The organism is Pseudolactococcus laudensis, assembly GCF_013449735.1.
GTDB classification, from domain to species: Bacteria; Bacillota; Bacilli; order Lactobacillales; family Streptococcaceae; genus Pseudolactococcus; species Pseudolactococcus laudensis.
In genome coordinates, this window is sequence record NZ_JACBNY010000007.1 from 1 (window position 1) to 22,607 (window position 22,607).

22 protein-coding genes and 1 pseudogene are annotated in these 22,607 nt (G+C 38.6%); 9 read left to right on the top strand and 14 right to left on the bottom strand.

What is annotated here, in order from left to right:
* Positions 1-223: 223 nt before the first annotated feature.
* Positions 224-2,041 (bottom strand): glutamine--fructose-6-phosphate transaminase (isomerizing), encoded by a 1,818-nt coding sequence (gene glmS / locus HZR21_RS05320; protein ID WP_180746769.1) that lies wholly within the window; start codon positions 2,039-2,041, stop codon positions 224-226.
* 122 nt (positions 2,042-2,163) lie between these two features.
* Positions 2,164-2,856: a LexA family transcriptional regulator gene (locus tag HZR21_RS05325; protein ID WP_180746770.1), complete on the bottom strand. Its 693-nt coding sequence runs from the start codon at positions 2,854-2,856 to the stop codon at positions 2,164-2,166.
* Positions 2,857-2,955: 99 nt separating this feature from the next.
* Between HZR21_RS05325 and plsY the strand changes: the two genes are divergently transcribed.
* The 5 genes from plsY (at position 2,956) to nrdF (ending at position 7,509) form a co-directional block, all read left to right on the top strand.
* Positions 2,956-3,597, top strand: coding sequence for a glycerol-3-phosphate 1-O-acyltransferase PlsY (gene plsY, locus HZR21_RS05330; protein ID WP_180746771.1), 642 nt, complete (start codon positions 2,956-2,958; stop codon positions 3,595-3,597).
* 104 nt (positions 3,598-3,701) lie between these two features.
* Entirely contained in the window at positions 3,702-3,920 is a 219-nt protein-coding gene (gene nrdH / locus HZR21_RS05335) for a glutaredoxin-like protein NrdH (RefSeq protein ID WP_040526073.1), read from the top strand.
* On the top strand, positions 3,917-4,273 hold the full coding sequence (gene nrdI, locus HZR21_RS05340) for a class Ib ribonucleoside-diphosphate reductase assembly flavoprotein NrdI (RefSeq protein ID WP_180746772.1): 357 nt from the start codon (positions 3,917-3,919) through the stop codon (positions 4,271-4,273). The genes nrdH and nrdI overlap by 4 nt, the downstream gene beginning before the upstream one ends.
* Positions 4,274-4,276: 3 nt before the next feature.
* On the top strand, positions 4,277-6,430 hold the full coding sequence (gene nrdE, locus HZR21_RS05345) for a class 1b ribonucleoside-diphosphate reductase subunit alpha (RefSeq protein WP_180746773.1): 2,154 nt from the start codon (positions 4,277-4,279) through the stop codon (positions 6,428-6,430).
* 116 nt (positions 6,431-6,546) lie between these two features.
* Positions 6,547-7,509: a class 1b ribonucleoside-diphosphate reductase subunit beta gene (gene nrdF / locus HZR21_RS05350; protein WP_219605575.1), complete on the top strand. Its 963-nt coding sequence runs from the start codon at positions 6,547-6,549 to the stop codon at positions 7,507-7,509.
* 54 nt (positions 7,510-7,563) lie between these two features.
* Here the strand turns inward: nrdF and HZR21_RS05355 are convergent, their stop codons facing one another.
* The 5 genes and pseudogenes from HZR21_RS05355 to HZR21_RS05375 all read right to left on the bottom strand — a co-directional run bounded on the left by HZR21_RS05355 (position 7,564) and on the right by HZR21_RS05375 (position 13,091).
* Positions 7,564-8,433 (bottom strand): glutathione S-transferase C-terminal domain-containing protein, encoded by an 870-nt coding sequence (locus HZR21_RS05355; RefSeq protein ID WP_180746774.1) that lies wholly within the window; start codon positions 8,431-8,433, stop codon positions 7,564-7,566.
* Between the two features lie 35 nt (positions 8,434-8,468).
* Entirely contained in the window at positions 8,469-8,606 is a 138-nt protein-coding gene (locus HZR21_RS05360) for a hypothetical protein (protein WP_180746768.1), read from the bottom strand.
* 184 nt (positions 8,607-8,790) lie between these two features.
* Positions 8,791-10,005, bottom strand: coding sequence for an L-lactate MFS transporter (locus tag HZR21_RS05365; RefSeq protein WP_180746775.1), 1,215 nt, complete (start codon positions 10,003-10,005; stop codon positions 8,791-8,793).
* A 38-nt stretch (positions 10,006-10,043) separates the two neighbouring features.
* Positions 10,044-12,471 (bottom strand): annotated as a pseudogene (locus tag HZR21_RS05370) (flavocytochrome c).
* Positions 12,471-13,091 carry an NADPH-dependent FMN reductase gene (locus tag HZR21_RS05375; RefSeq protein WP_180746776.1) on the bottom strand — a complete coding sequence of 207 codons (621 nt, stop codon included), beginning with the start codon at positions 13,089-13,091 and terminating at the stop codon, positions 12,471-12,473. Before HZR21_RS05375 ends, HZR21_RS05370 begins: the two are co-directional and overlap by 1 nt.
* Positions 13,092-13,242: 151 nt before the next feature.
* Between HZR21_RS05375 and HZR21_RS05380 the strand changes: the two genes are divergently transcribed.
* Positions 13,243-14,169 carry a LysR substrate-binding domain-containing protein gene (locus HZR21_RS05380; RefSeq protein WP_180746777.1) on the top strand — a complete coding sequence of 309 codons (927 nt, stop codon included), beginning with the start codon at positions 13,243-13,245 and terminating at the stop codon, positions 14,167-14,169.
* Here the strand turns inward: HZR21_RS05380 and HZR21_RS05385 are convergent.
* The 7 genes from HZR21_RS05385 to HZR21_RS05410 form a co-directional block, all read right to left on the bottom strand.
* Complete coding sequence (locus HZR21_RS05385; protein ID WP_180746778.1) at positions 14,166-15,089, bottom strand: FAD:protein FMN transferase; 924 nt, start codon at positions 15,087-15,089, stop codon at positions 14,166-14,168. The two genes, HZR21_RS05380 and HZR21_RS05385, sit on opposite strands and share 4 nt — an antisense overlap.
* A 200-nt stretch (positions 15,090-15,289) precedes the next feature.
* On the bottom strand, positions 15,290-16,549 hold the full coding sequence (locus tag HZR21_RS05390; RefSeq protein WP_180746779.1) for an MFS transporter: 1,260 nt from the start codon (positions 16,547-16,549) through the stop codon (positions 15,290-15,292).
* A gap of 22 nt (positions 16,550-16,571) precedes the next feature.
* On the bottom strand, positions 16,572-18,218 hold the full coding sequence (locus tag HZR21_RS05395) for a glycoside hydrolase family 43 protein (RefSeq protein WP_180746780.1): 1,647 nt from the start codon (positions 18,216-18,218) through the stop codon (positions 16,572-16,574).
* 192 nt (positions 18,219-18,410) lie between these two features.
* Positions 18,411-18,875, bottom strand: coding sequence for a helix-turn-helix domain-containing protein (locus HZR21_RS11740; RefSeq protein ID WP_246307810.1), 465 nt, complete (start codon positions 18,873-18,875; stop codon positions 18,411-18,413).
* An 11-nt stretch (positions 18,876-18,886) separates the two neighbouring features.
* Positions 18,887-19,303: an AraC family ligand binding domain-containing protein gene (locus HZR21_RS11745; protein ID WP_246307811.1), complete on the bottom strand. Its 417-nt coding sequence runs from the start codon at positions 19,301-19,303 to the stop codon at positions 18,887-18,889.
* 256 nt (positions 19,304-19,559) lie between these two features.
* Positions 19,560-19,835: a hypothetical protein gene (locus HZR21_RS05405; protein WP_180746781.1), complete on the bottom strand. Its 276-nt coding sequence runs from the start codon at positions 19,833-19,835 to the stop codon at positions 19,560-19,562.
* A gap of 57 nt (positions 19,836-19,892) precedes the next feature.
* Positions 19,893-20,159 carry a metal-sensitive transcriptional regulator gene (locus HZR21_RS05410; RefSeq protein ID WP_180746782.1) on the bottom strand — a complete coding sequence of 89 codons (267 nt, stop codon included), beginning with the start codon at positions 20,157-20,159 and terminating at the stop codon, positions 19,893-19,895.
* A gap of 166 nt (positions 20,160-20,325) precedes the next feature.
* Here HZR21_RS05410 and HZR21_RS05415 point away from each other — a divergent pair, with 166 nt between their 5' ends.
* The 3 genes from HZR21_RS05415 to HZR21_RS05425 are packed head-to-tail and all read left to right on the top strand — an operon-like array spanning position 20,326 to position 22,575.
* Complete coding sequence (locus tag HZR21_RS05415) at positions 20,326-20,640, top strand: rhodanese-like domain-containing protein (protein ID WP_180746783.1); 315 nt, start codon at positions 20,326-20,328, stop codon at positions 20,638-20,640.
* A complete protein-coding gene (locus tag HZR21_RS05420; RefSeq protein WP_180746784.1) occupies positions 20,637-22,286 on the top strand; it encodes an FAD-dependent oxidoreductase in 1,650 nt (549 codons plus the stop codon). The genes HZR21_RS05415 and HZR21_RS05420 overlap by 4 nt, the downstream gene beginning before the upstream one ends.
* Complete coding sequence (locus tag HZR21_RS05425) at positions 22,279-22,575, top strand: rhodanese-like domain-containing protein (RefSeq protein WP_180746785.1); 297 nt, start codon at positions 22,279-22,281, stop codon at positions 22,573-22,575. The genes HZR21_RS05420 and HZR21_RS05425 overlap by 8 nt, the downstream gene beginning before the upstream one ends.
* The last annotated feature ends 32 nt before the right edge of the window (positions 22,576-22,607 follow it).

Consider the following 22,607-nt stretch of genomic DNA (forward strand, 5'->3'; position numbering starts at 1 on the left):
GGGTCTCCTTTTAAACTTAATTTTTCAAGATAGTCGCTATCTCCAAATAAATTCATCTTCAATACCTCGTTAGCTTATTTTTAATCTATTATACCTCTTTTCATACGTTTTTAGAGGTGCCCTTTATATTATACGGATAATCATTTTCTTAATCAAAGATTTAGATTATAAATTTAAACTATAAAAAAACAACCTCGAAAGGTTGCTTCCTATAAGATATAGTCTATTCAACTGTGACTGATTTAGCCAAATTACGTGGTTTATCAACATCTAGGCCTCGGTGTAAGCTAGCATAGTAGGCGATAAGTTGTGTTGGAATGACCATTGAAATACTTGATAGGTAAGGATGAACATTATTAATCACAATGTCGTCGCCTTCAATGGCAGCGTCTTGTTCTACTATCGTCACAACGTTTGCACCGCGTGCTGCAACCTCAGATACATTGCCACGGGTATGGGCAGCGACTTTAGGGTTGTTTGAGATAAGTGCGATAACTGGTGTGTTATCTTCAATTAAAGCGATTGTGCCGTGCTTGAGTTCGCCTGCTGCAAAGCCTTCACATTGGATATATGAAATTTCTTTGAGTTTGAGGCTCGCTTCCATTGATACATAGTAATCTTGTCCGCGCCCAATATAAAAAGCGTTACGAGTTGTTTCCAGCAATCCTGTTACTTTGCTTTCAATTAACTCTTTTTCAGACAAGGTCGCTTCAATCGACTGTGCGACAATTGATAGCTCGTGCACGACATCAAAGTTTGTAGCTTTCTCATTGTGAATTGCAGTACCTGTGGCTTTCGCCAAGAATGCCAAGGCCGCAATTTGTGCAGTGTAAGCTTTTGTAGAGGCTACGGCAATTTCAGGTCCGGCATGTAAGAGGAGGGTAAAACTTGCTTCACGTGACAAAGTTGAACCTGGAACGTTGGTAACTGTTAGACTTGGAATACCTAATTCATTTGCTTTCACTAAAACTTGACGGCTATCAGCGGTTTCACCTGACTGTGATAAGAAAATAAAGAATGGTTTTTTAGAAAGACGTGGCATATTATAGCCCCACTCTGATGCAATGCCGAGCTCAACTGGTTTTTCAACTAATTCTTCTAATAAATACTTACTTGCATAGCCTGCATTATATGAAGTACCTGCTGCAATAATATAAATACGATCAGCTTCAATTAGAGCTTGAACGATAGTATCATCTACTTTGACATTACCTGATTCATCTGCATAGACTTGACTGAGCTTACGCATAACAGCTGGTTGTTCATCGATTTCTTTAAGCATGTAGAAAGGATAAGTTCCTTTGCCGATGTCAGAAAGGTCAAGTTCAGCTGTGTAGCTATCTCGAGACAAGATATTGCCTTCTAAATCATGAATTTCAACATCATTTTGAGTCAAAATCACTAATTCATGGTCGTGAATCTCCATAAATTCACTTGTTTCACGAATCATAGCCATGGCATCTGAACATACCATGTTATAACCCTCACCAAGACCAATTAAAAGTGGTGATTTGTTTTTAGCAACATAGATGACGTCTGGTTCGGTTGCATCCATCAAGGCAAAAGCATAAGAACCTTCAATAATTGTTAGGGCTTTTTTGAAAGCTTCAAGTGTACTAATGTTCTCAGTTTCAGCAAGTTTAGCCACCAAATGAACAGCAACTTCTGTATCAGTTTGACCATTGAAAGCGTCACCTGCTAGGTATTCATTTTTGATATCAAGATAATTTTCAATGACACCGTTATGAACTAGAACGAAACGACCGTCTGTTGATGTATGAGGATGTGCATTGGTTTCCGAAGGCTTACCATGTGTTGCCCAACGTGTATGACCAATCCCTGCAGTGCCGGCTATGTCCATGCCGATTTTTTCGCGTAAATCAGCAATTCGACCAACTGACTTGATAAGTTTTGCATTTTGATTTTGATTGGTAACGAATATCCCAGCGCTATCATAGCCGCGATATTCAAGTTTTTCTAATCCCTGCATCAATATATCACGCGCATTTTTATTTCCTACTACTCCGACAATCCCACACATATTATTTCCTCTTCTTAAAATTGGTATAGTTCAATAATTCGTTTCACAAACTCGATATATGTATGATAAACAAAAGATTATAGAATGTCAAGTGATAACTGTTTTTTATTGGTATAGCTCAATTAGACATCAACTGGAAAGAAATTACCAATGATTTTTCCGACAATGCGCGGTTCTTCATCATAAGGTGCAAATTTATCTTGATATTTTTCATTAATAGAAACAAGTCGTAAACCTTCTTCTTCTTTATAGACTTTTTTGATATAGGTCTGCCCTTCCCAATCAATGGCATAAATCGCACCATCATAATCAAAAGAGGTATCTTTTATTAAGGCAACAGAACCATTAGCATAAACCGGTTCCATTGAATCGCCATAAACCCAACTGGCAAAATCATACGATAATTCAGCATCAAAATAGACAGTATCATAGCTACCATCGTCCATATATGAAAATCCTGTACCTGCTGATAATTTTTCGTAGACTTTATATGGAAATAACTTAACGATTTTTTCAGCTTGCTCTTGATTTTGTTCTGACAGCTGATCTTGTGTATAGCTCATGACTTTTTCCTTTCGTTTATCTGTTAGTTGATGAAATGCTGATAATAAATCGGCCGCCTCATCTTTGACTAACTTTTCATAGGGAATACCAAATACATCAGAGAGTTTCAATAAATTATCCTTTTTAGGTTTTGTTTTACCACGCTCCCAGGCAAAATAAGAGGTATTGGCAACTCCTATTTTTTTAGCTACTTCACGCTGGGATAAGCCTTTAGCTTCCCTGAGTTGCTTCAATTGATTTGCGATTGACATGTCACCCTCCTGTTAACTTGTTAGTTTTTAAAACTAACACCAGTATATAATTTTTATATTAGCATGTCAAATCGGTCGTTTTTTTGATATAATGTAGTAATGATAACGATATTATTATTATTAGTCGCCTACTTATTAGGTTCGATCCCTTCGGGTCTGTGGATTGGTCATTATTTTTTCCACAAAAACTTACGTGACTTTGGTTCTGGTAACATTGGTACGACCAATACTTTCAGAATTTTAGGTAAAAAAGCAGGTACAATCGTCTTTGCAATGGACTTGCTCAAAGGTACACTAGCTACTGTTTTACCATTAATTTTCGGGATAGAGACAATCTCACCGGCCTTATTTGGTTTATTCGCCGTTCTAGGTCATACTTTTTCTATCTTCAACCATTTCCAAGGCGGTAAGGCTGTCGCAACAGCGGCTGGTATGCTTTTAGGTTATAGTCCTAAATTCATCCTACTATTGGTCGTTGTTTTCTTTATTACGTTCTATTTAACGAGCATGGTGTCATTTGCCAGTGTATTGAGTGCAGGTGTCGCGGCTATTTTGGTACTAGTTCTCCCAGCCTTTCATCTCATATTCACTTCTTATGATTGGTTATTTACAAGTATTGTTTTATTTATAGCTTGTTTCATTATCGTTCGACATCGCGATAATATCACAAGAATCCGAAATAAAACCGAAAATATTTTTAACTTCGGTTTGAACATAACCCACCAAAAACACAACATCTAGTGGGTTGTTAGAAAAAACATCACAATATCTAGTTAAAATTGTTGACTAGATATTTTTTTATTGCTAAAATATAGAGACAATAAACTAATAAAAGGGGTATCCAAATGGTAACCGTATTTTCAAAAAATAATTGTATGCAATGTAACATGGTTAAAAAATGGTTAGCTGATAAAGCTGTCCAATATAAAGAAATCAATATCGATGAAGAACCACAATATATCGAGCAAATTAAAGCAATGGGCTTTATGGCTGCACCAATTATCGTTAAAGATGAGGTATCATTCTCAGGATTCCGTCCTACTGAATTGGCAAAATTGGTATGAAAATTGCCTATTATAGCGTGACACGACAGGTTAGCCGTTTCGTTAAAAAGCTAACCCTAACTGATGACCAGGCTGTCGAAGTCACGGATACGCTCACTTTATCTGAACCATTTATTTTAATCATCCCAACTTACGAGAAGGAAATCCTTCAAGAGGTTTGGGATTTTATGGTAGAAAACGCATCTAATTGCCAAGGGATTATCGCCAGTGGTAATCGCAATTTTGCTGAGCTTTATATTTATTCTGCTAAAGATTTATCGGCCGAGTTTAACGTGCCGATTTTATATGATTTTGAGTTCAACGGGACTAATGAAGATGTCACTGCTGTCAACTCTATCTTAGAAAGCTATTAACCTATGTCTTTAAAAACTTTGGAAAATGTGTCATATTTCCGTTTAAATAATGAAATCAATATCCCTGTCAATGGTCAAATTCCATTGCACAAGGATCATGAGGCCTTACTTGCCTTTTTCGAAGAAAATGTGCGACCTAATCTTAAAACCTTTCCAACAGTTGCAGAAAAAATCGCCTATTTACTAGAACATGATTATATCGAATCAGATTTTATCAAAAAGTATTCGATTGCTTTTATTACTGAACTGTCTGAGTGGCTTTATGCGCAAAATTTTCAGTTCAAATCATTCATGGCTGCCTATAAGTTTTATCAACAATATGCCTTAAAAACGAACGATGGTGAATTTTATCTAGAAAATATCGAAGATCGCATTTTGATGAACGCTTTGTATTTTGCGGATGGTGATACTGAATTAGCGCAATCACTCGCTGATGAGTTGATTCACCAACGTTATCAACCCGCAACACCAAGTTTCTTAAATGCAGGTCGTTCGCGTCGTGGTGAGCTAGTATCGTGTTTCTTGATTCAAGCAACTGACGATATGAATAGTATTGGTCGTTCGGTCAATTCAGCCTTACAACTTTCACGTATTGGTGGTGGTGTAGGAATTAACCTTTCTAACCTCCGTGAGGCGGGTGCACCGATTAAAGGCATTGAAAATGCTGCTAGCGGTGTTGTTCCTGTCATGAAACTTTACGAGGACAGCTTCTCCTACTCTAACCAACTTGGTCAACGTCAAGGGGCAGGTGTGACTTATCTTAGCGTTTTCCACCCTGATATCATGGCCTTTTTGTCGACTAAAAAAGAAAATGCTGATGAAAAAATACGTGTGAAAACTTTATCACTCGGTGTAACAGTTCCAGATAAATACTATGAACTTGTACGCGAAAATGCGGATATGTTCTTGTTTAGTCCTTATGACGTTGAGCGTATCTATGGTAAACCTTTCAGTTATATTGATATTACTGCAGAATACGATAACCTCCTTGCCAATAATGACATCAAAAAATATCGCATTCGTGCCCGTGATTTAGAGCAAGAAATTGCTAAACTCCAACAAGAATCTGGTTATCCATATATCATTAACATTGACGTTGCCAATAAAGCCAACCCAATCCATGGTAAGATTGTCATGAGTAACTTGTGTTCAGAGATCTTGCAAGTGCAAACAGCCTCAGAACTTAACGAAGACCAAACTTATAAAACTTTAGGTACTGATATTTCATGTAACCTGGGTTCTACAAACGTTGTTAACTTGATGCAATCTCCTAACTTCGAGAAATCAATTGATAGCATGGTTAAAGCGTTAACGTTTGTTACTGACCATTCAGATATCGATGCTGTACCAACGATTAAAAACGGTAATAAAAAAGCCCATACGATTGGTCTTGGTGCAATGGGACTTCACTCTTACTTCGCTAAACATCATATGGTTTATGGCTCACCTGAGTCAATTGAATTTACAGATATTTACTTTATGCTGTTGAATTTCTACACGCTTAAATCATCTATGAATTTTGCTCGCAAAACTGGTCAAACTTTTGATGATTTCGACAAATCAGCCTATGCTGACGGGACTTATTTCGAGCAATATATCGAAGATAAACACCTTTCTGATAAGGTAGCCACTTTATTTGAAGGTATCCATATTCCAACTGCTGAAGACTGGCGTGAACTGCGTCAAAATGTCATGACACACGGTCTTTACCACCAAAACCGTCTAGCAGTGGCGCCAAATGGTTCGATTTCATATATCAACGACGTTTCTGCAAGTATTCACCCCATTACCCAACGTATCGAAGAACGTCAAGAAAAGAAAACAGGTAAAATCTACTATCCAGCACGCGATTTAGCGACTGATACGATTCCTTACTATACAAGTGCTTACGACATGGATATGCGTCGTGTGATTGATGTCTATGCAGCAGCGACGAAACACGTTGACCAAGGCTTGTCAATGACCTTGTTCTTACGTAGCGAAATGCCTGTCGGCCTTTACGAATGGAAAACAGATACCAAGCAAACAACGCGTGACCTGAATATCTTACGTAACTATGCCCACCACAAAGGTGTTAAATCAATTTACTACATCCGCACATTTACCGACAACGGTGATGAAGTTGGTGCAAACCAATGTGAATCTTGCGTGATTTAATGACCATCATCAATAAGCAGACTGCCGCATATCGTGTAGTCTGCTTATCGCGTTGATCTTTAAAATAGAATTATTGTCCAACTAGGGACGTGATTTGATTAGAAACGGAAAAAAGAATGATAAATCCAAACTTTACCAAAGCTATCAACTGGAATAATATCGAAGACTTAATTGATAAATCAACTTGGGAAAAATTAACTGAACAATTTTGGTTAGATACGCGTATCCCACTTTCAAACGACTTAGACGACTGGCGTAGTCTGTCTGACGTTGAACGCCACTTGGTCAGCCATGTATTTGGTGGCCTGACGCTGTTAGATACAGTCCAATCTGATACAGGTATGGACTCTCTACGTGCTGATGCTCGGACACAACATGAAGAGGCTGTCCTAAACAACATTCAGTTCATGGAATCAGTTCACGCTAAGTCTTACTCTTCTATCTTCTCAACGCTCAATACCAAGACTGAGATTGACGAGATTTTCTCTTGGATTGATACCAACGAAAACCTCCAATACAAAGCACAAAAAGTCAACAGTATCTACAAAAACGGTACACCACTTGAAAAGAAAATCGCATCAGTTTTTCTTGAAACATTCCTTTTTTACAGTGGTTTCTACACACCCTTGTATTACTTGGGCAATAATAAATTGGCCAATGTCGCAGAAATTATCAAATTAATCATCCGTGATGAGTCAGTCCATGGCACCTATATTGGCTATAAATTCCAACTTGGCTATGATGAACTCTCTAGCGACGAACAGGAAAAACTCAAAACTTGGGCTTACGAACTTTTGTATGACCTCTATGCCAACGAAGAAATCTATACAGATGACCTCTATGGCGTTCTAGGTTGGTCTGAAGAAGTTAAGACCTTCTTGCGTTATAATGCCAATAAAGCTTTGATGAACCTCGGATTTGATCCACTCTTCCCTGACAATGCGTCAGACGTCAACCCTATTGTCATGAATGGTCTCTCAACTGGTACAGTTAACCACGACTTCTTCTCACAAGTTGGTAATGGTTACCTACTTGGTCAAGTTGAGGCTATGAGTGATGACGATTATATCTTTGATTAAAACATAAAAAATTCTTCAGTCTTGATAAAAAGACTGAAGAATTTTTTGTTTTGATTATTTGTCCCAAATACTTGTATCAGGGCCTAAGGGGACAATACGGTTAGGATTCCCCTCTAAATTATTCAATGCAAATCCCTTTTTGATGGCATCGAAGTTTGTCGTCTCCCGAAAAGCAGGGATTTGATAAAGTTCTTTCGCATAGCGCCAGAGGTTTGGAAAATCTGTCAAGCAATTGCGGTTAGCACGGAAGGTCGTATAGTAGGCTACATCAAATCGTGCTAAGCTGACATACAGACGAATATCGCTGTCCGTCAATTGCTCACCGAAAAGAAAACGTCGTTCTGCTAGGCGAGCATCTAATTCATCAAGTCGATTGAAAAAAATATTAAAGTATTTTTCGTAATCAGCTTGAGTTTTAGCGGCTTTCACCTTGTAGACACCTTGATTGATTTCTTCTAGTAAAATAGCGTTCAGGGCGTCTATCTCAGCGCGTAGATTTTCGGGATAGAGGTCAGGTGCATCTGCTTTAACAAAGTCAGAAAAGTTGGTTTCGAGTTGTAGCATAATTTCTTGAGACTCGTTGTTGACGATTTTTTTCGTTGTCACTTCAACAATGACAGGAATCGTGGCACGACCTGGATAATCCGCATCAGTTTGCTTATAGATTGCCATGAGATAGTCGATATCTAAGACTGGGTCACGTTGACCTTCGTCTAATGAAAACTGCCACCCTTGTTCAGTAATGACTGGATTGACTTTACCCTCACTGATGATATCCTCTAGACCCAACAAACGACGAAGAATCGCAATACGCTGACTCCAAGGACAAATTTCGCTCCAAATTAAGCGATATCGTCCTGCTTCTATTGGATAGGCTGCACTGCCTAGTATGCCTGAAAAATGTGGTACTGGTGTTTTTGTCATCTCTTCTCCCCCTTTTACTTTCCCCTAGTTATTACTTATTTATTGTAGATTTTGGGTCCTTTACGCATGTGTTTTCGGTCATTCTTGGTAGGCGTTTCTTGATTAGAACGACCACCAACGGCTTGTTTCTTCTTGATGATTTCTAACATCTTTTCTTTAGTTGTTTGATTCACTTTATTTCTCCTTCATAAAAAGTCGACAACGCGACTATCTTTTCTATTATAACAGAAATAATAGGTTTAGCTAGCCTATCCTGTTTTTAAAGTCAGAAAAATAAGACATTGTGACTTCAGGCAATTACTATCACCTCAATTCACAACGTCTTATCACATCATCAAACAATTAGTATGCACGGCCTTAGTTTTGAGCCGCACCTTTCACTTTTTGATAAACAAAATTCAAAATCAAACCAACCACAGCGACTGCTATCGCCACATAAAAGGCTTTTGAAAAATCCCCTTGGTTACTCTTGGCAATGCTGACAGCAATTTTAGGGCCGAAGAAAGCCGCAACAGAATAACCACAAAAGACAATACCATAGTTGACACCTTGGTTGATTGGGCCATAGTTTTCCATTACAAGTGGCGGATAAACCCCCATGACACCACCAAAGCAGATGCCCAAAATCATGATGCTGATTGCAAAGCCTGTAGCTGATGATAGGCTAAGTAATAATACAAAGGCTAAGATAATCACACCTAGGATGATATACAAGGTATTATTTCGACCTAATTTATCAGAGACCGTTCCCCAAATCACGCGCCCTAGACAGTTACTCAAAGAGTAAAGACTGACATAAAAAGCTGCCGTTGTTGGGGTTAAGCCAAACATCTGCTGGCCGATTACCGAGGCATTTGCTGCAATCATCAGGCCTGAGAAAGCGCCTGTAAACATCATTAAGAAAATGATATAAAAAGTAGGTGTTTTTAGCATGTCTAGCCAATTTTTATTGGCATTATCAAGCTTTTCTTGTCCTGCTATAGGTTGCGCAGTTTTTGGTGTCTGATTACCTGATGCAGATTTGATAAACAAACTCGCGATTAGGATAATCAACATATAAGCAATTCCTAAGACACGAAAGGCAAAAGTAACATCGTAATTTTGAATAAAGAAATTGGCAATCGGTGCCGCAATAATCGCAGCACCACCCATGCCAGCAGTAATGATACCTGCGGCAAGCCCTTTTTTATCAGGGAAAAGTTTAATCGTGTTACTCAGACATCCTGAGTAAGCCAACCCTTGACCAATACCTGCCAAAAGACCGTAAGTCAGATAAAGCATGGTTGGACTTGTTGCTAAACCAGATAGGCAAAAGCCAAGACCAAACATCAGACCACCAACTGTAATCGACCATTTTGCCAGACCACGGTCTGTGAAAAAGCCACCTAGAATCATGGGAATGGGTGCGACCGCTGAATTTATCGTAAAAGCCAGCATAATTTCGGGCATACCCCAACTTTTTGTCGCGCTTAGTGGTCCTGCAAACACACTGAAGGCATAGATTGCCCCTGTACAAAGTAAGACCACCGTTGAGGCGATAAGTACTTGCCATCTGTTCATATTCTGTTTCATGTTTTTCTCCGTCTCTTATCGCATGATGCGATGAAGGCTTAGGTTAACTTATCGGCAACAACAGTTTTACCTGCAATGCGGCCAAAGGTGAAAATATCAGTTAAGGAATTACCGCCCAAGCGATTGCCGGCATGAATCCCACCGGCTACTTCACCAGCTGCGTAAAGCCCTGAAATGATTTTGCCAGACTGATCTAAAACATGGGTTTTAGTATCAATTTTCAAACCACCCATGGTATGGTGAACCGCCGGTTTTCTTGGTGTTGCATAGAATGGTGCTGTGACAACTTTCAAGTCAAAAACGTCTTTACCAAATTCTGGATCTTCACCTTGATCAACGTAAGTATTATAGTTGTTAATCGTTGTCACGAAGGTTTCAGGGTCAATCGAGAGTTGTTTTGCCAAGTCTTCGAGCGTATCTGCTCTGTACAATGTACCGTTTTCAACTTGTCTATCAATTTTTTCTTGACTGGTGTTATAAGCTGTATTTTTGATATGCTCATCCGCAATCAGATAGAATAAACCGCCATTATCAATCGCTGCTTGGGTTAATTGGTCACGGCTACCATATTCATTGACAAACCGCTTACCGGATGTATTCACCATGACAAAGTTTTGAGGTGGTACTTGTAGCCCAGTGAATAAAGCGCCGGTTTCAGGGTCAGATACTGGCATCATTTGAGAGAATCCCATCCCGGTCAAATCTGCACCAGCACTTTGACCTAAGATAATCCCGTCACCTGTAATCGCAGGTGAATTTGATGTCTTAATGTCATCGTCAATATCCGTCCAATAGGTATTGTAGGCTTTAAGCATTTTAGTGTTGGCACAGAAACCACCGGTTGTCAGGATAAACTGCTTGGGCGCGAACGGTTACCTTGCCTCCTGCTAATCCTGTCCCTTCGATACCAGTTACTTTACCATTTTCAATGATGAAAGCATCAACTGGCGTATCTGTAATGATTTTTCCGCCATTATTTTCAACAAAGGTTTGCAAGGCAGAAACGAAAGCGTAGCCTTCACTTTTCAATGGTTTGTGACCACGGCGCCACAGTGCACCAACTGGCATCGTCACTTCTTCTTGATCAAATTCAACGCCGATTTCTTCCAACCATTTCACAGACTCTAAAGCACGATCGGTCAAGATTTTAACTAAATCATATTGACCATAGATGATATTACCAAGTTGGTCTGTCCGTTTGCCGCCGAAATAAGTTTGCAGTCGGTGGAAAATAGCTGAATCAAACAAATAACCTGTTTGACCATCAATATCATTGAGATAAGCTGCGACTTGTGTTTTAAAGACTCTAAAGTCTTCCAAGTATTCTGCATCGATTTGACTTTCGTCAATTGCGGCCATTTCTTGAAGTGTGTGGCTCTCACCAGCATTGGCTGCAAAAGTATTTTGCCAAACTGGGTCTGCCGCATTCATTGGTCCGCCAGTACGAACGGTATTGCCACCAACTGCTGGGAATTTCTCAACGACAATTACGCGTTTCCCTTGTTGTAAGATACTTGCTGCCGCAGCTAATCCAGCACCACCAGCACCGACAACCACAACATCTGTTTCATATGTTTCATCGCCATGGTATTGGGCGCTTGGTGCTTTTGAACGTTTTCTCAAGGTATCAGGATTCGCACCTGCCATTTTCACAGCTTTTGCGACACCATCAAGCACACCATTACTTGTCACAGAGGCGCCTGACAAAATATCAACATTGAGCGTTTGGCCTTCAATAATTTGTGTCGGAATCCGTGTAAAGACGACATCGGCAATCCCTTGAGACTCGCCAGAAGTATCAATGTCGATGTTCTCGATTTTTTCTTGACTGAATTTAACAACCATTGGTAAATCGCCATTATGACCAGGCGTTGTCACTGCATATTCACCAGCCTCAAAGACCACTTCTTCAGGAATATTGAGAATATTTGCGACTTCAGTGAACTTCATAAAGCGAAGGAAACAGCTCTCAAGGAAGTCAATCGTGCCTTCGTTTTTGAGTTGACCTGCTTCATCAAAGGCGTGATTTGCTTGTCCTAGCAAAAATTCATAGCCCGGCATCACAACTGCATTCACCCCAGGTGCATCTAAAATTTGGCGCAAATGGAGTTGGGCACGAGAAGAGCCTTGCACATCTAACGATGCGCCAACGATCATCACTGGCTTGCCATCAAGCGGATGAAGATTGAAAGACAACCATTCGATGAGACTCTTCAAACTTGAAGGGATTGAGTGGTTGTACTCAGGCGTTGCAATAATCACGCCATCCGCGTCTTCAATTTTCCGATTAAAGTCTTGAATCAAAGGTGAATAAGACGCATCTTTTGATTCATTGAACATGGGAACGTCTTTGATTTCTAAAATCTCGATTTCTGCTTTGTCGTTAAAATGTGTTTTCATGAATTGTAACAACAAACGATTATAAGATGATTTGGCATTTGTGCCAACAAGTCCAACAAATTTCATTATGCTATGCCTCCGTCTATATGTTCCCAAACAAATTTTCTTTTAATCTCTGTTTGTTCAGGATTTTGTCTGCTAATCTCATTTGTTATTTTTAAGAAGGATAGAAATTCAGCAAAATCTCCTTCAAGTTCTGCTACTTTATCAGCATAAAGTAAGTCATTAGCTTGACTAAACGCTTCTAGAGAACGACCTAAGAAAAATTCTGCCCCTGGTAAGATTCTTGCCTTTAATTCTGGTGCGTCTAAAATTTGACGGAGGTGGGCTTGCGCGCGTGATGTGCCAAGTGAGCCATGAGATGCACCAACAATCATCACCGGTTTATCAATCAAAGGTCTTGTTGTATAAGAAAGCCATTCAAGAACGCTCTTCAAAGCAGCCGGAATAGAATGGTCATATTCAGGTGTTGCGATAATCACACCATCTGAACTTGTGATTTTGTCAGATAAAAGCTGCACCTCGTGTGGCGCTTTTTTATCATCTGGTTCATCAAATGCTGGGATATCAGCAATTTCGCAAACATCAATCTCCACTGTCTCTTCAAAGTGTTTTTTCATAAATAGCAGTAATTTTCGATTGGTTGAGGTGTCAGAATTAGTTCCGACGATTCCGATAAGTTTCATATCAATTTCCTTTCCGCACAACTTTGAATTCGCTTACAAAGTTTGTGACTTAACTAACTTAATTCTAGCGCTATCAAATTAAAAAGTAAAATAGTTTTCTTGTTATCAAATCATAACAAATTTGTTATAATGGACAAAACAGGAGATTAATATGGCAGAACTATACTCTCAGCAGACTCTACACTACTTGGATATTCTATTAAAACACGGTAATTTCACTAAAGCAGCAAAAGATTTGTATGTCTCGCAACCACATTTAACACAAACCATTAAACGCATTGAATCTGACCTAGGCGCTCAAATCATCAATCGTGAAATCACACCACTTCAACTTACAGCCGCCGGTAAATTATATTATCAATACTTGGTCGCTGCTGAAAACAAAAAAGAACAGTTTCGACAACAGTTCTTCCAATATACCAACCCAGGTAAAAAAGTGATACACTTAGGCGTACTATCAAGTCTAGGCTCGTTTTTATTGCCGATTTTTTTGCCAGACTTTATTAAAGCTTATCCAGATGTTACTGTCGAATTGCACGAAGATTTACCAGAGCGTAATGAGTCAAAGCTCCTGAATGGCAGTATCGATTTCTTCATCGGCCAAAATCCAGAGACCATCTCACCTAACCTTAAAACAATTCATTTCGGAAAACATGGTTATTACGCATTGATACCGGAGTGTTCAGCATTTTATCAACCACAGCAATTTTTAATCTCAGATGAATGCATTCCGATGAAAACTTTGCTGAGTGAGCCTTTGGTGCTGACCAAGCGTGGCTCCGCCATCCGGCGGCAAGTTGATTATTTACTGCAAAAATATAAGATTCAGCCCAATATCGTTTTAGAGACCAACAACATTTTTACCGCCGTCAACCTAGCAAAAGCAAATGCAGGAGTTACATTTTTTGCTGAAAGCATTAAAGTTTTTGATAATCATAGCCCGTTTAATATCTATAAACTACCGCTAGACCTGCTTTCCTTGGATTATTTCATCAGCTATGACACCAAAAAAATTCTAGACCCGATTGAGCTAGAATTCGTTACTTTCTTTAAAAACGCTATTTCAAAACTACTTTAAAATTGTGCTAGGGCGTTTGTCGTACTGGCCATTTGGTTGTCTTTTGTAATGACGATCGCTTCAATGTTTGAGATGTTGTTTAACTCACGAATCACCTCAGCTGCTTTTTTACCAAACAGTTTCGTCGTCCAGATTTCACCATCTAACGATTTTTCGGAAATGATCGTCAAGCTTGCGAGGTCATTTTCTACCGGATAGCCCATTTTGCTATCAAAAATATGGTGAAAAATTTGTCCATCTGCTTTGATTTTTCGTTCATAAATACCGCTTGTCACGACTGACAAGTTTTTTAAATTCAAAACAAGGGCATTGTTCCCTCGTGGCAAGGCAGGATTTTGAATACCAATTTTCCATAAACCTGATGAATCTTTGGGAGAATCTCCGAAAGTTAAAACATTGCCACCCAAGTCTATGAAACCTGAGGTAGCCTTTTCACTTTTGAAATATGCCATGATTTTATCAGCGAAATAACCTTTAGCTACAGCCCCTAAATCAATCTCCATCCCTTTTTCAAGTAAAAATACCGTCTGTTTCTGCTTGTCTAACTGAATCTTCTCAGGATCAATCAGCGGCAAAACCTGTTTAATCTGATCATCACTTGGTTTCTGAGAGTCCTTAAAACCAATATGCCAGAGCTTAATCAATGGCCCAATCGCAATATTTAACAGCCCACCACTTGTGAGGCTTTCTTTTTTACCAATTTCAATCAATTCAAATAACTCAGCAGGCACTTGAATCGCTTTTATCCCAGCATTCTGATTAATCCTCATCAGTAAAGACTGGTCATCATTTGCACTGAATGTTTTTTCATAATCAGTCAATCTACGAAAAGCTTCAGCAAGCAAGGCATCCCCAAAAGGATGCGCAACGCCACACCTGATCACAGTCCCCATGAGTTTAATACTGTTTTCTTTGAACATATTTTTCCTGTCTTTTTGGAGAAGGTTATAAATTCTCTACTTATTATACCTCGTTATAGCAAATATTATACCACTAATATAAAAAAAATGACTTTTACTTCAATAAAAAATAAGGTGATCATCGTTAAAGGGACTTTTTCAAACCCTTTGACAATGACCACCTTATCTATAAACTAACACATAGAAAGCTTAATTTAACATTATCGTTTGACAGACTTTATTGACATAATACAAATACCACCGAGAAGTGCAAAAGCGAATGATACAATAAATATTGCTGAAAAGCCAAACACACTAATAACAAATGCAGCAATTACAGGCGCAAAGGCTTGCGTCACAGTATTACCTAAATTATAGACACCTAGGAAAAACGCAACTCGTTCTTTGTCTGGAATAACTTCCAAATTGAGCAAATTATCCAAAGAATTCCAGATTCCCATGCCAAGTCCTGCCATTAAACCATAAATCCAAATACTTGCATCATTTCTAAAGAAGAAAATACTAAGTGCACCAGCAGCTAAACATAAAGTTGACAAGGCAATTGGATATTTCAATAGCTTATATTTATCTGATAGCGGACCTGCTAAGAATCCCTTTGAAATGCCAAATACCAACATAATCGTATTAACAATTTGAATATAGCCTTGGGCGCCAGAAGTATTCTTGCCCATAAAATCAGTCATGATATAAAGTAAATAACCAGTAATTGCAAAATTCCCGATACCTTGTAGGAGTTTTCCTGCCAATGCTAAGTAATAATCTCTGCCGATTTTCCAACTTGGAAAAACATTTTTTAAATCTTTTAAAGTCGTTTTTTCTTTTGCTGTTTTTTCTTTTTTAGAAATTGCTGCCTTATCATTGAGATTTGAAGGCTCCTTAACAATAAGTACTGCTATCAACGTACCAACAAAAGTAATAATCCCAAAGATAATGAAACCAAGTCTGAATTGCCCCAATAGCATTGCCCCAAAAATACTAAAGCCATTATTTCCTAATGCCATGCCCAATCCACCGTAAGCACTTGAGGCAGTTGCTTTACCATCTTCTGGTGCCATATCTATCCATGCAACCATTGGCGCCACGATAAAATTCAAAGCAACTTGACTAATCATCCAAACAATAAGTAAGTAAGGGATAGTATTAGCAAATGAGGCTAAAATCATTGTCAACATGAAAGCAAATGCACCACCAAGTAACCAAGGTGTGCGTTGACCGTATTTAGAATATGTTCTATCTGAAAAATATCCTGCTACCATATTTGAAATTGCAGCGACAATCATACCACACGTTGAGAATAAAGCGACAAGCTCAATTTTATTGCCAGCATCAATCTTTTGAATTAATGTCGGTAGAAACAAACTGGCCGCCACAATATAAGGGCCTAACCATGCAGCAGGTCCGATGATTAGCCCAGGTACAAGTCTTTTTAATGGAATTGTTTTTCCAACTTCTTCAGTCATTTTTTCTCCTTAAATAAAATAATTAATAGTTTTTAACGTTGTAGTAGTCAAAGTCAGCATAAGAATCTCTTTGATGTGCATCTACTGACCCGATAAAATTAAATAATGCTGTAAATCCACCTATTTCTCCTGGCTCTCCATTGACACCTTCATCAGAAAGATAAGTAACATCTATATTTTTTTCTAATGTAAGCCACTCCTCTTCCAAAAGATACTGTAATGTCGCAAAACCATTTTGATAGATGATTTTTAGTGAAGCGATACCTTCAGGTACTTTTATTTTATGATTCGGGTATTCAATTCGTTGTCCTAATTTTGCCTGAAGTATCGTCAATATTGTACTACCATCTTCTTCAGAATAAGTTAGATATAAGTAAATCCAGTTATTGGCATCATAATATAAACCTGTACCAGCCGTTTCTGAATAATGATTTGGATGAAATTCAACTTTTGTTTCAACTTCATAATCAAAAGAAGTCGCACGAGTCGCCATAATAGCAGGATTTCTTTGTGAGAAATAAGAGTTTTCACCATGAATACGTAGGTAGCCAGTCCGTTCGTTGGTATTCACCCATTCTTTTGTTTGTTCACGATAAGGGGTCATAAAACGCAAATCATAGTCGTTATCAAAGTCATCAAATATATCCCAATTAGAGCTTGAAGTATAAGCAAAACCTTTTATACCATCGACCTTCATTTTAGCTAGATTGCTACCATCCGCCATCTCTAACCACTCATCTTCTGTCCAAATCATTTTTTGAATGGCTGTCTCTCTCCCAAGAGGGTTTAATAATTTATTTTCTAGAGGACGAGACATCAAGTGTGCTATATACCACTCGCCAGTTGTTGTCTCCACAAGTGACCCGTGTCCCGATTTTTGCATGACTGAATCAGGATTATACATTTCAAAATGTCCTGCATCGGGATCTCCTAATGAAAATAAATGTCGAGGTGATGAGGTAATGATTGGCTCACCCGATGGATGTGGTTCATATGGTCCTAGAATGTGTTTAGCTCTACCTATTTCTACACCATGAGCATAACCGGTTCCACCGGCAGCAATCAAAAGATAATAATATGAGCCATGCTGATAAATTTGGGGTGCTTCTGCACATCCACGCGTAGTGAAACCTTGTGTAACGCGGTGCCAGTCGCCAATTATGCCACCATTATCTAAATCTGCTTCCGCAATGACGATATGACCGGGCGCTTGATAACCATCACGATTCTCCCACTCTAAAATCGCGACATAGTGTTTACCATTCTCATGATAAATCGCTGGATCAAAGCCAATCGCTGTCATAAATATAGGTTTTGACCATGGGCCATGAATACTATCCGCAGACATGGCATAAGAATCTGAGTTAAACTCCCGACCACCCATATTGACCATATGAGAATAAGCCAACCAATATTTTTTAGTTGTTTTATCATAAGAAAGATGAGGTGCCCATATTCCTGCTGGTGTACTTGTCCCTCTCAAATTAACTTCGCCATCTTTTAGTGCATAATCTACCAGTTGCCAATCATTCAAATCCTTAGATTCAAAAAATTGGACAGCTGGTTGCCAATGGAAAGTAGACGCTGCTAAGTAATAGGTATCGTCCACTCTAATGATTGCAGGGTCAGGTGCCATACCTGGGATAATAGGGTTATTAATTGTTGTCATGAATTTCTCCTTTTTATCTGTAAGCGCTTACTAGATGCTTATATTCTATCAAAGTGGTATCTAATTGTTAATATCATTAGTCGGTGTGAAATTACCATTTCCCGTAAAAATCATAGATAAATGAATCAAAGTAAAAAAACCTACTTTCTTGAAAAGTAGGTTTTACGATTATCAAAAAGTAGGAGATGACATTTAATTTTTATCTATTTTTTGTCTATATTCTCTTGGCGATAAGTGACTCCATGATTTAAACTGTCTGGAAAAATGTGACACATTTTGATAACCAACAATCTCTGAAATATTAGAAATTGGCAAACTAGGCTGACTTAATAAATATTTTGATTCATTATATCTTAACTGATCTATATATTGTTTAGGACTGATAAAATATACTTTTTTAAAAGTTTTAAGCATGGTACTTTCGCTAATATTAAGACTAAAGGCAATATCTTCAAGCGATAGCAAATTTCTATACCTATCCATTGGATCAGAAGTAAATTTTCTAAAACGATATTGAATCGTATCAGCAATCGTTTTTGCCAATATTAATATATCATTACTAGAATCTTTAACTTGATTATTAACATAATCAGCATAATCAATAAGGGCAATCGTCAGCTCGAAAAAAAATTTTTCAACAATGAGTTGTTGTTTCAAAGAATAATTTTTCAAATGCAACAAATCAATATAGGCATATAATATTTTTTTATTTTTCCATATGCGGGACTTTCCCTATTTAACAAGATATTAAAATTTTTCAATAAATGATGTTGAATTTCTGAATTATCGATATCAAAATGAACACAAAAGTAAGTTAGACCCTCTTTTGAAATACAAGAATTTTTATGGTCCAATCCAGGAGGTATTAATATAATATCTTCTGCTTTAAAAACATACTCCCGATTTCTTAATTTTGTTTGTTGTACGCCAGAAACTATCAACATAATTTCAAAAGCGTGATGACATTCCCAATCAACAGACCAGTTATATTTAACACTCTGCTGATGACCGCCAAAAAATTTTATATTATCATTTATTTCTGGCAAATTTGGTAATTTTGTTAGCCATTCTGGATTTGGATGCATACGACTTCCTACTCAAATCTATTTTAAATCATTTATTATTGAGGCTTAATTTTTAAACTTTTTGTTTACTTCTCATAAAAATTAACTTTTTATACATTTTTATCTTGTTTTATCATAACACATATTGAATACGCTTTCAAGTTAAATGGAATTTACAACTCATAATCACATTGTTCCTATAAAGAAAAAGAAAGATTAGTCACATTATGATATCATTATATAAAAAAAGCATCTCTAAAAGAGACACTTAAGCTACTTATTTCAAATCTTCATTTGAAATTGCAATGGATGGATAGTGACCAATTGTTGTTAAATCTGTATCAAATGGTACGCTGTATACCATAAAATATACGTCATCTTCTTTTTGAGAGAGCAAACGTTCCATCTCATCTGCTGCTTTCTTTTCATTTAGTGTTGCAAATACAACTGCAACGACACCTACCTTATTTTCAATGAATCCTTTTAGAATAACTTTTAGCGGTGCTTCTCCATGCAGACCTATTGCTACCATTTCTTCGTATGATGTGTTCATTATGATACCTCCTGATGATGCTAAACTTTGATTATTTTTTAAAGCGTTGGGCCTTTGCTACTTCTTAATCACCATCTGAATCGCCTGCTCCATTTTTTCCAGTTGTTCATCTGGATTATCACTCGGATGTTCAAAGCACTGCTTCAAATTTTCAGCCACAATGATGCCCATGGTACGATCAATGCCAGAACGAACGGCACTAAGCTGCGTGACGATGTTGACGCAGTCTTTTTCTTCCGCAATCATTTTTTGAATGCCGCGTAATTGCCCTTCAACACGTCGTAGGCGATTGATAATCTGTTTTTGGTTATCTGATTCTAACATACTTGACTCCTTATATACTAAATTTGTATTGCTTGATACCTTTCATTATACCTATAAGGGGTATTTTAGTCAAGTCTAGTAAAATGAAAATGACAATCTTTTTTATTGACAAAGCTGATGATATAGTGTTTAATATACCCTACAAGGTATATAAGGAGACCACAACATGTTATCTTTTTTTAGAAAAACACCCTCAATTTCTATAACAGAATTAAGTAAGAAATTAACGAAACCTCTAACACTACTGGATGTTCGGACACCTCAGGAATACCAATCGGGACATATCAAACAAGCTAAAAATGTGCCTTTAACCGAAATCGGACGTTATTCAGGTCAAGATAGCAAGCTCTATGTCATTTGTCAATCTGGTATGCGCAGTCGCCAAGCGACTAAAATCCTTAATAAAAAAGGTTATGATGTCACTAATGTCCGAGGTGGCATGTCTCAATGGACTGGTTATACGGTAGGATGTATGAAATGAAAATTATTATCGTTGGTGGCGTTGCTGGTGGTATGTCAGCCGCAACTCGCTTACGTCGTTTAATGGCTGATGCTGAAATCATCGTTTTTGATAAGGGACCATTTGTATCCTTTGCTAACTGTGGTTTACCCTACTATGTCTCAGGTGAAATCAGTCATAAAGCAGCACTCCTCCTTCAAACGCCAGAGTCTTTAAAGGCACGGTTTAACTTAGATGTCAGACCCTTGCATGAAGTCACTAGCATTTCCCCTGAAAAACATGAACTGCAAGTTAGTTTTGAGGGAAAAGTGTGGACCGAAAGTTATGACAAACTCATCTTATCACCAGGTGCCAAGCCTTTCATCCCTGAGATCGCTGGCTTAGATCAGGCGAGAAATGTGTTTACTTTAAGAAATGTGCCGGATTTAGATCGCATCATGACGCATCTCACGCCTGAGACTAAAACGGCTGTTGTCATCGGTGCTGGTTTTATTGGTCTCGAGATGGCTGAAAACTTAAGCAAACGAGGCTTAGCGGTTACCCTCATTGAGAAAGCCCCACAAGTCTTACCGCCACTTGACATAGAAATGGCTGCTTATGTCAAAAATGAACTGATCGCATCTGGTGTGATGGTTAAAACATCGTCTTCTGCCCTTGCCTTTCAACCAGCTGGTCGCGAGATTGTCCTAAATACTGGCGAGGTTGTTACCAGTGATTTGACGATTTTGTCAGTTGGCGTTCAACCCGAAACTAGCCTGGCACAAGCCGCAGGTCTCAAACTCGGTATAGGCGGAGGGATTTTGGTCGACGACCATTACCAAACCAGTGCGCCTGATGTCTATGCCGTTGGTGACGCAATTGTCGTCAAACAGCAACTCACAGGACAAGATGCTTTAATCACCCTAGCATCTCCCGCCAATCGTCAAGGCCGTCAAGTCGCAGATGTCCTTGCTGGGATTAACCGCTTCAATCGTGGCAGTATCGGAACGGCTATTGTCCGTGTTTTTGGACTCACTGCTGCTTCGACTGGTTTGAGTGAAGCTCAGGCCAAATTAGCTGACCTTCCGACAGCAGTTGTTCATATCACAGGAAAAGATCATGCAGGCTACTATCCGGGTGCTAAAGATCTCCTCCTCAAGCTCATTTTTAACCCCCATTCTGGGGAAATTTATGGAGCACAAGGTATTGGTGAGAAAGGTGTCGATAAGCGTATCGACATTATCGCAACAGCTATCAAGGGCAACTTAACCATTTTTGATTTGCCTGAACTTGAATTAACCTATGCCCCACCTTTTGGATCAGCCAAAGACCCTGTCAATATGCTAGGTTATGCTGCTATGAATCTGGCAGAAGGCTTGAGCGACAACATCCAATTGCATGAGCTCAAATCCTATCTGGCAAAAGGCTATCGAGTTTTAGACGTTCGACAAGCTCAAGAACTCGAGCAAGGTAGCTTCCCAAACGCCCTGCATATCCCTTTAAACGACTTGAACGATAGACTGTCAGAATTAGACCCTGATCAAGCTTACATTGTCAGCTGCCAAAGTGGCCTACGGAGTTATCTAGCCGAGAGACTACTCAAACAAGCAGGCTTTACTGTTAAAAATTTAGATGGCGCTTTCGCCCTCTACCAAACTGTCCTACCGGAGGAAACTAACTATGTATAAAAACATGACCATATCAGACTTTTATCAAGCAAGCCTAGAAGGAAAGCTCACCATCATTGATGTTCGAGAAGCCTATGAATTCGACTATGGCCATGTGCCAGGTGCTGTGAACTTACCTTTGAGTGAATTTGAAGGCTATGACAAACGATTGTCGAAAAATACCCCCTACCATATCATTTGTCAAGCAGGCGTTAGGTCTGTTCAAGCCTGCCAATTTTTGGATCCCCAAGGATATGATGTGACAAATATCCTGGAAGGGACGGGTGCTTGGCCAGGGGAACTGGTCTAAGCCAATAAAAAATGCGTCAGGAAAACTGTTCC

Coding starts and splice junctions, on each gene's coding strand:
- HZR21_RS05405 (WP_180746781.1), bottom strand. CDS start 19,835: ATGAACACATCATACGAAGAAATGGTAGCAATAGGTCTGCATGGAGAA.
- HZR21_RS05420 (WP_180746784.1), top strand. CDS start 20,637: ATGAAAATTATTATCGTTGGTGGCGTTGCTGGTGGTATGTCAGCCGCA.
- HZR21_RS05390 (WP_180746779.1), bottom strand. CDS start 16,549: ATGACTGAAGAAGTTGGAAAAACAATTCCATTAAAAAGACTTGTACCT.
- plsY (WP_180746771.1), top strand. CDS start 2,956: ATGATAACGATATTATTATTATTAGTCGCCTACTTATTAGGTTCGATC.
- HZR21_RS05425 (WP_180746785.1), top strand. CDS start 22,279: ATGTATAAAAACATGACCATATCAGACTTTTATCAAGCAAGCCTAGAA.
- HZR21_RS05395 (WP_180746780.1), bottom strand. CDS start 18,218: ATGACAACAATTAATAACCCTATTATCCCAGGTATGGCACCTGACCCT.
- HZR21_RS11745 (WP_246307811.1), bottom strand. CDS start 19,303: ATGCATCCAAATCCAGAATGGCTAACAAAATTACCAAATTTGCCAGAA.
- HZR21_RS05365 (WP_180746775.1), bottom strand. CDS start 10,005: ATGAAACAGAATATGAACAGATGGCAAGTACTTATCGCCTCAACGGTG.
- HZR21_RS05380 (WP_180746777.1), top strand. CDS start 13,243: ATGGCAGAACTATACTCTCAGCAGACTCTACACTACTTGGATATTCTA.
- nrdH (WP_040526073.1), top strand. CDS start 3,702: ATGGTAACCGTATTTTCAAAAAATAATTGTATGCAATGTAACATGGTT.
- nrdF (WP_219605575.1), top strand. CDS start 6,547: ATGATAAATCCAAACTTTACCAAAGCTATCAACTGGAATAATATCGAA.
- HZR21_RS05385 (WP_180746778.1), bottom strand. CDS start 15,089: ATGTTCAAAGAAAACAGTATTAAACTCATGGGGACTGTGATCAGGTGT.
- nrdI (WP_180746772.1), top strand. CDS start 3,917: ATGAAAATTGCCTATTATAGCGTGACACGACAGGTTAGCCGTTTCGTT.
- HZR21_RS05410 (WP_180746782.1), bottom strand. CDS start 20,159: ATGTTAGAATCAGATAACCAAAAACAGATTATCAATCGCCTACGACGT.
- HZR21_RS05355 (WP_180746774.1), bottom strand. CDS start 8,433: ATGACAAAAACACCAGTACCACATTTTTCAGGCATACTAGGCAGTGCA.
- HZR21_RS05375 (WP_180746776.1), bottom strand. CDS start 13,091: ATGAAACTTATCGGAATCGTCGGAACTAATTCTGACACCTCAACCAAT.
- HZR21_RS05415 (WP_180746783.1), top strand. CDS start 20,326: ATGTTATCTTTTTTTAGAAAAACACCCTCAATTTCTATAACAGAATTA.
- nrdE (WP_180746773.1), top strand. CDS start 4,277: ATGTCTTTAAAAACTTTGGAAAATGTGTCATATTTCCGTTTAAATAAT.
- HZR21_RS05325 (WP_180746770.1), bottom strand. CDS start 2,856: ATGTCAATCGCAAATCAATTGAAGCAACTCAGGGAAGCTAAAGGCTTA.
- glmS (WP_180746769.1), bottom strand. CDS start 2,041: ATGTGTGGGATTGTCGGAGTAGTAGGAAATAAAAATGCGCGTGATATA.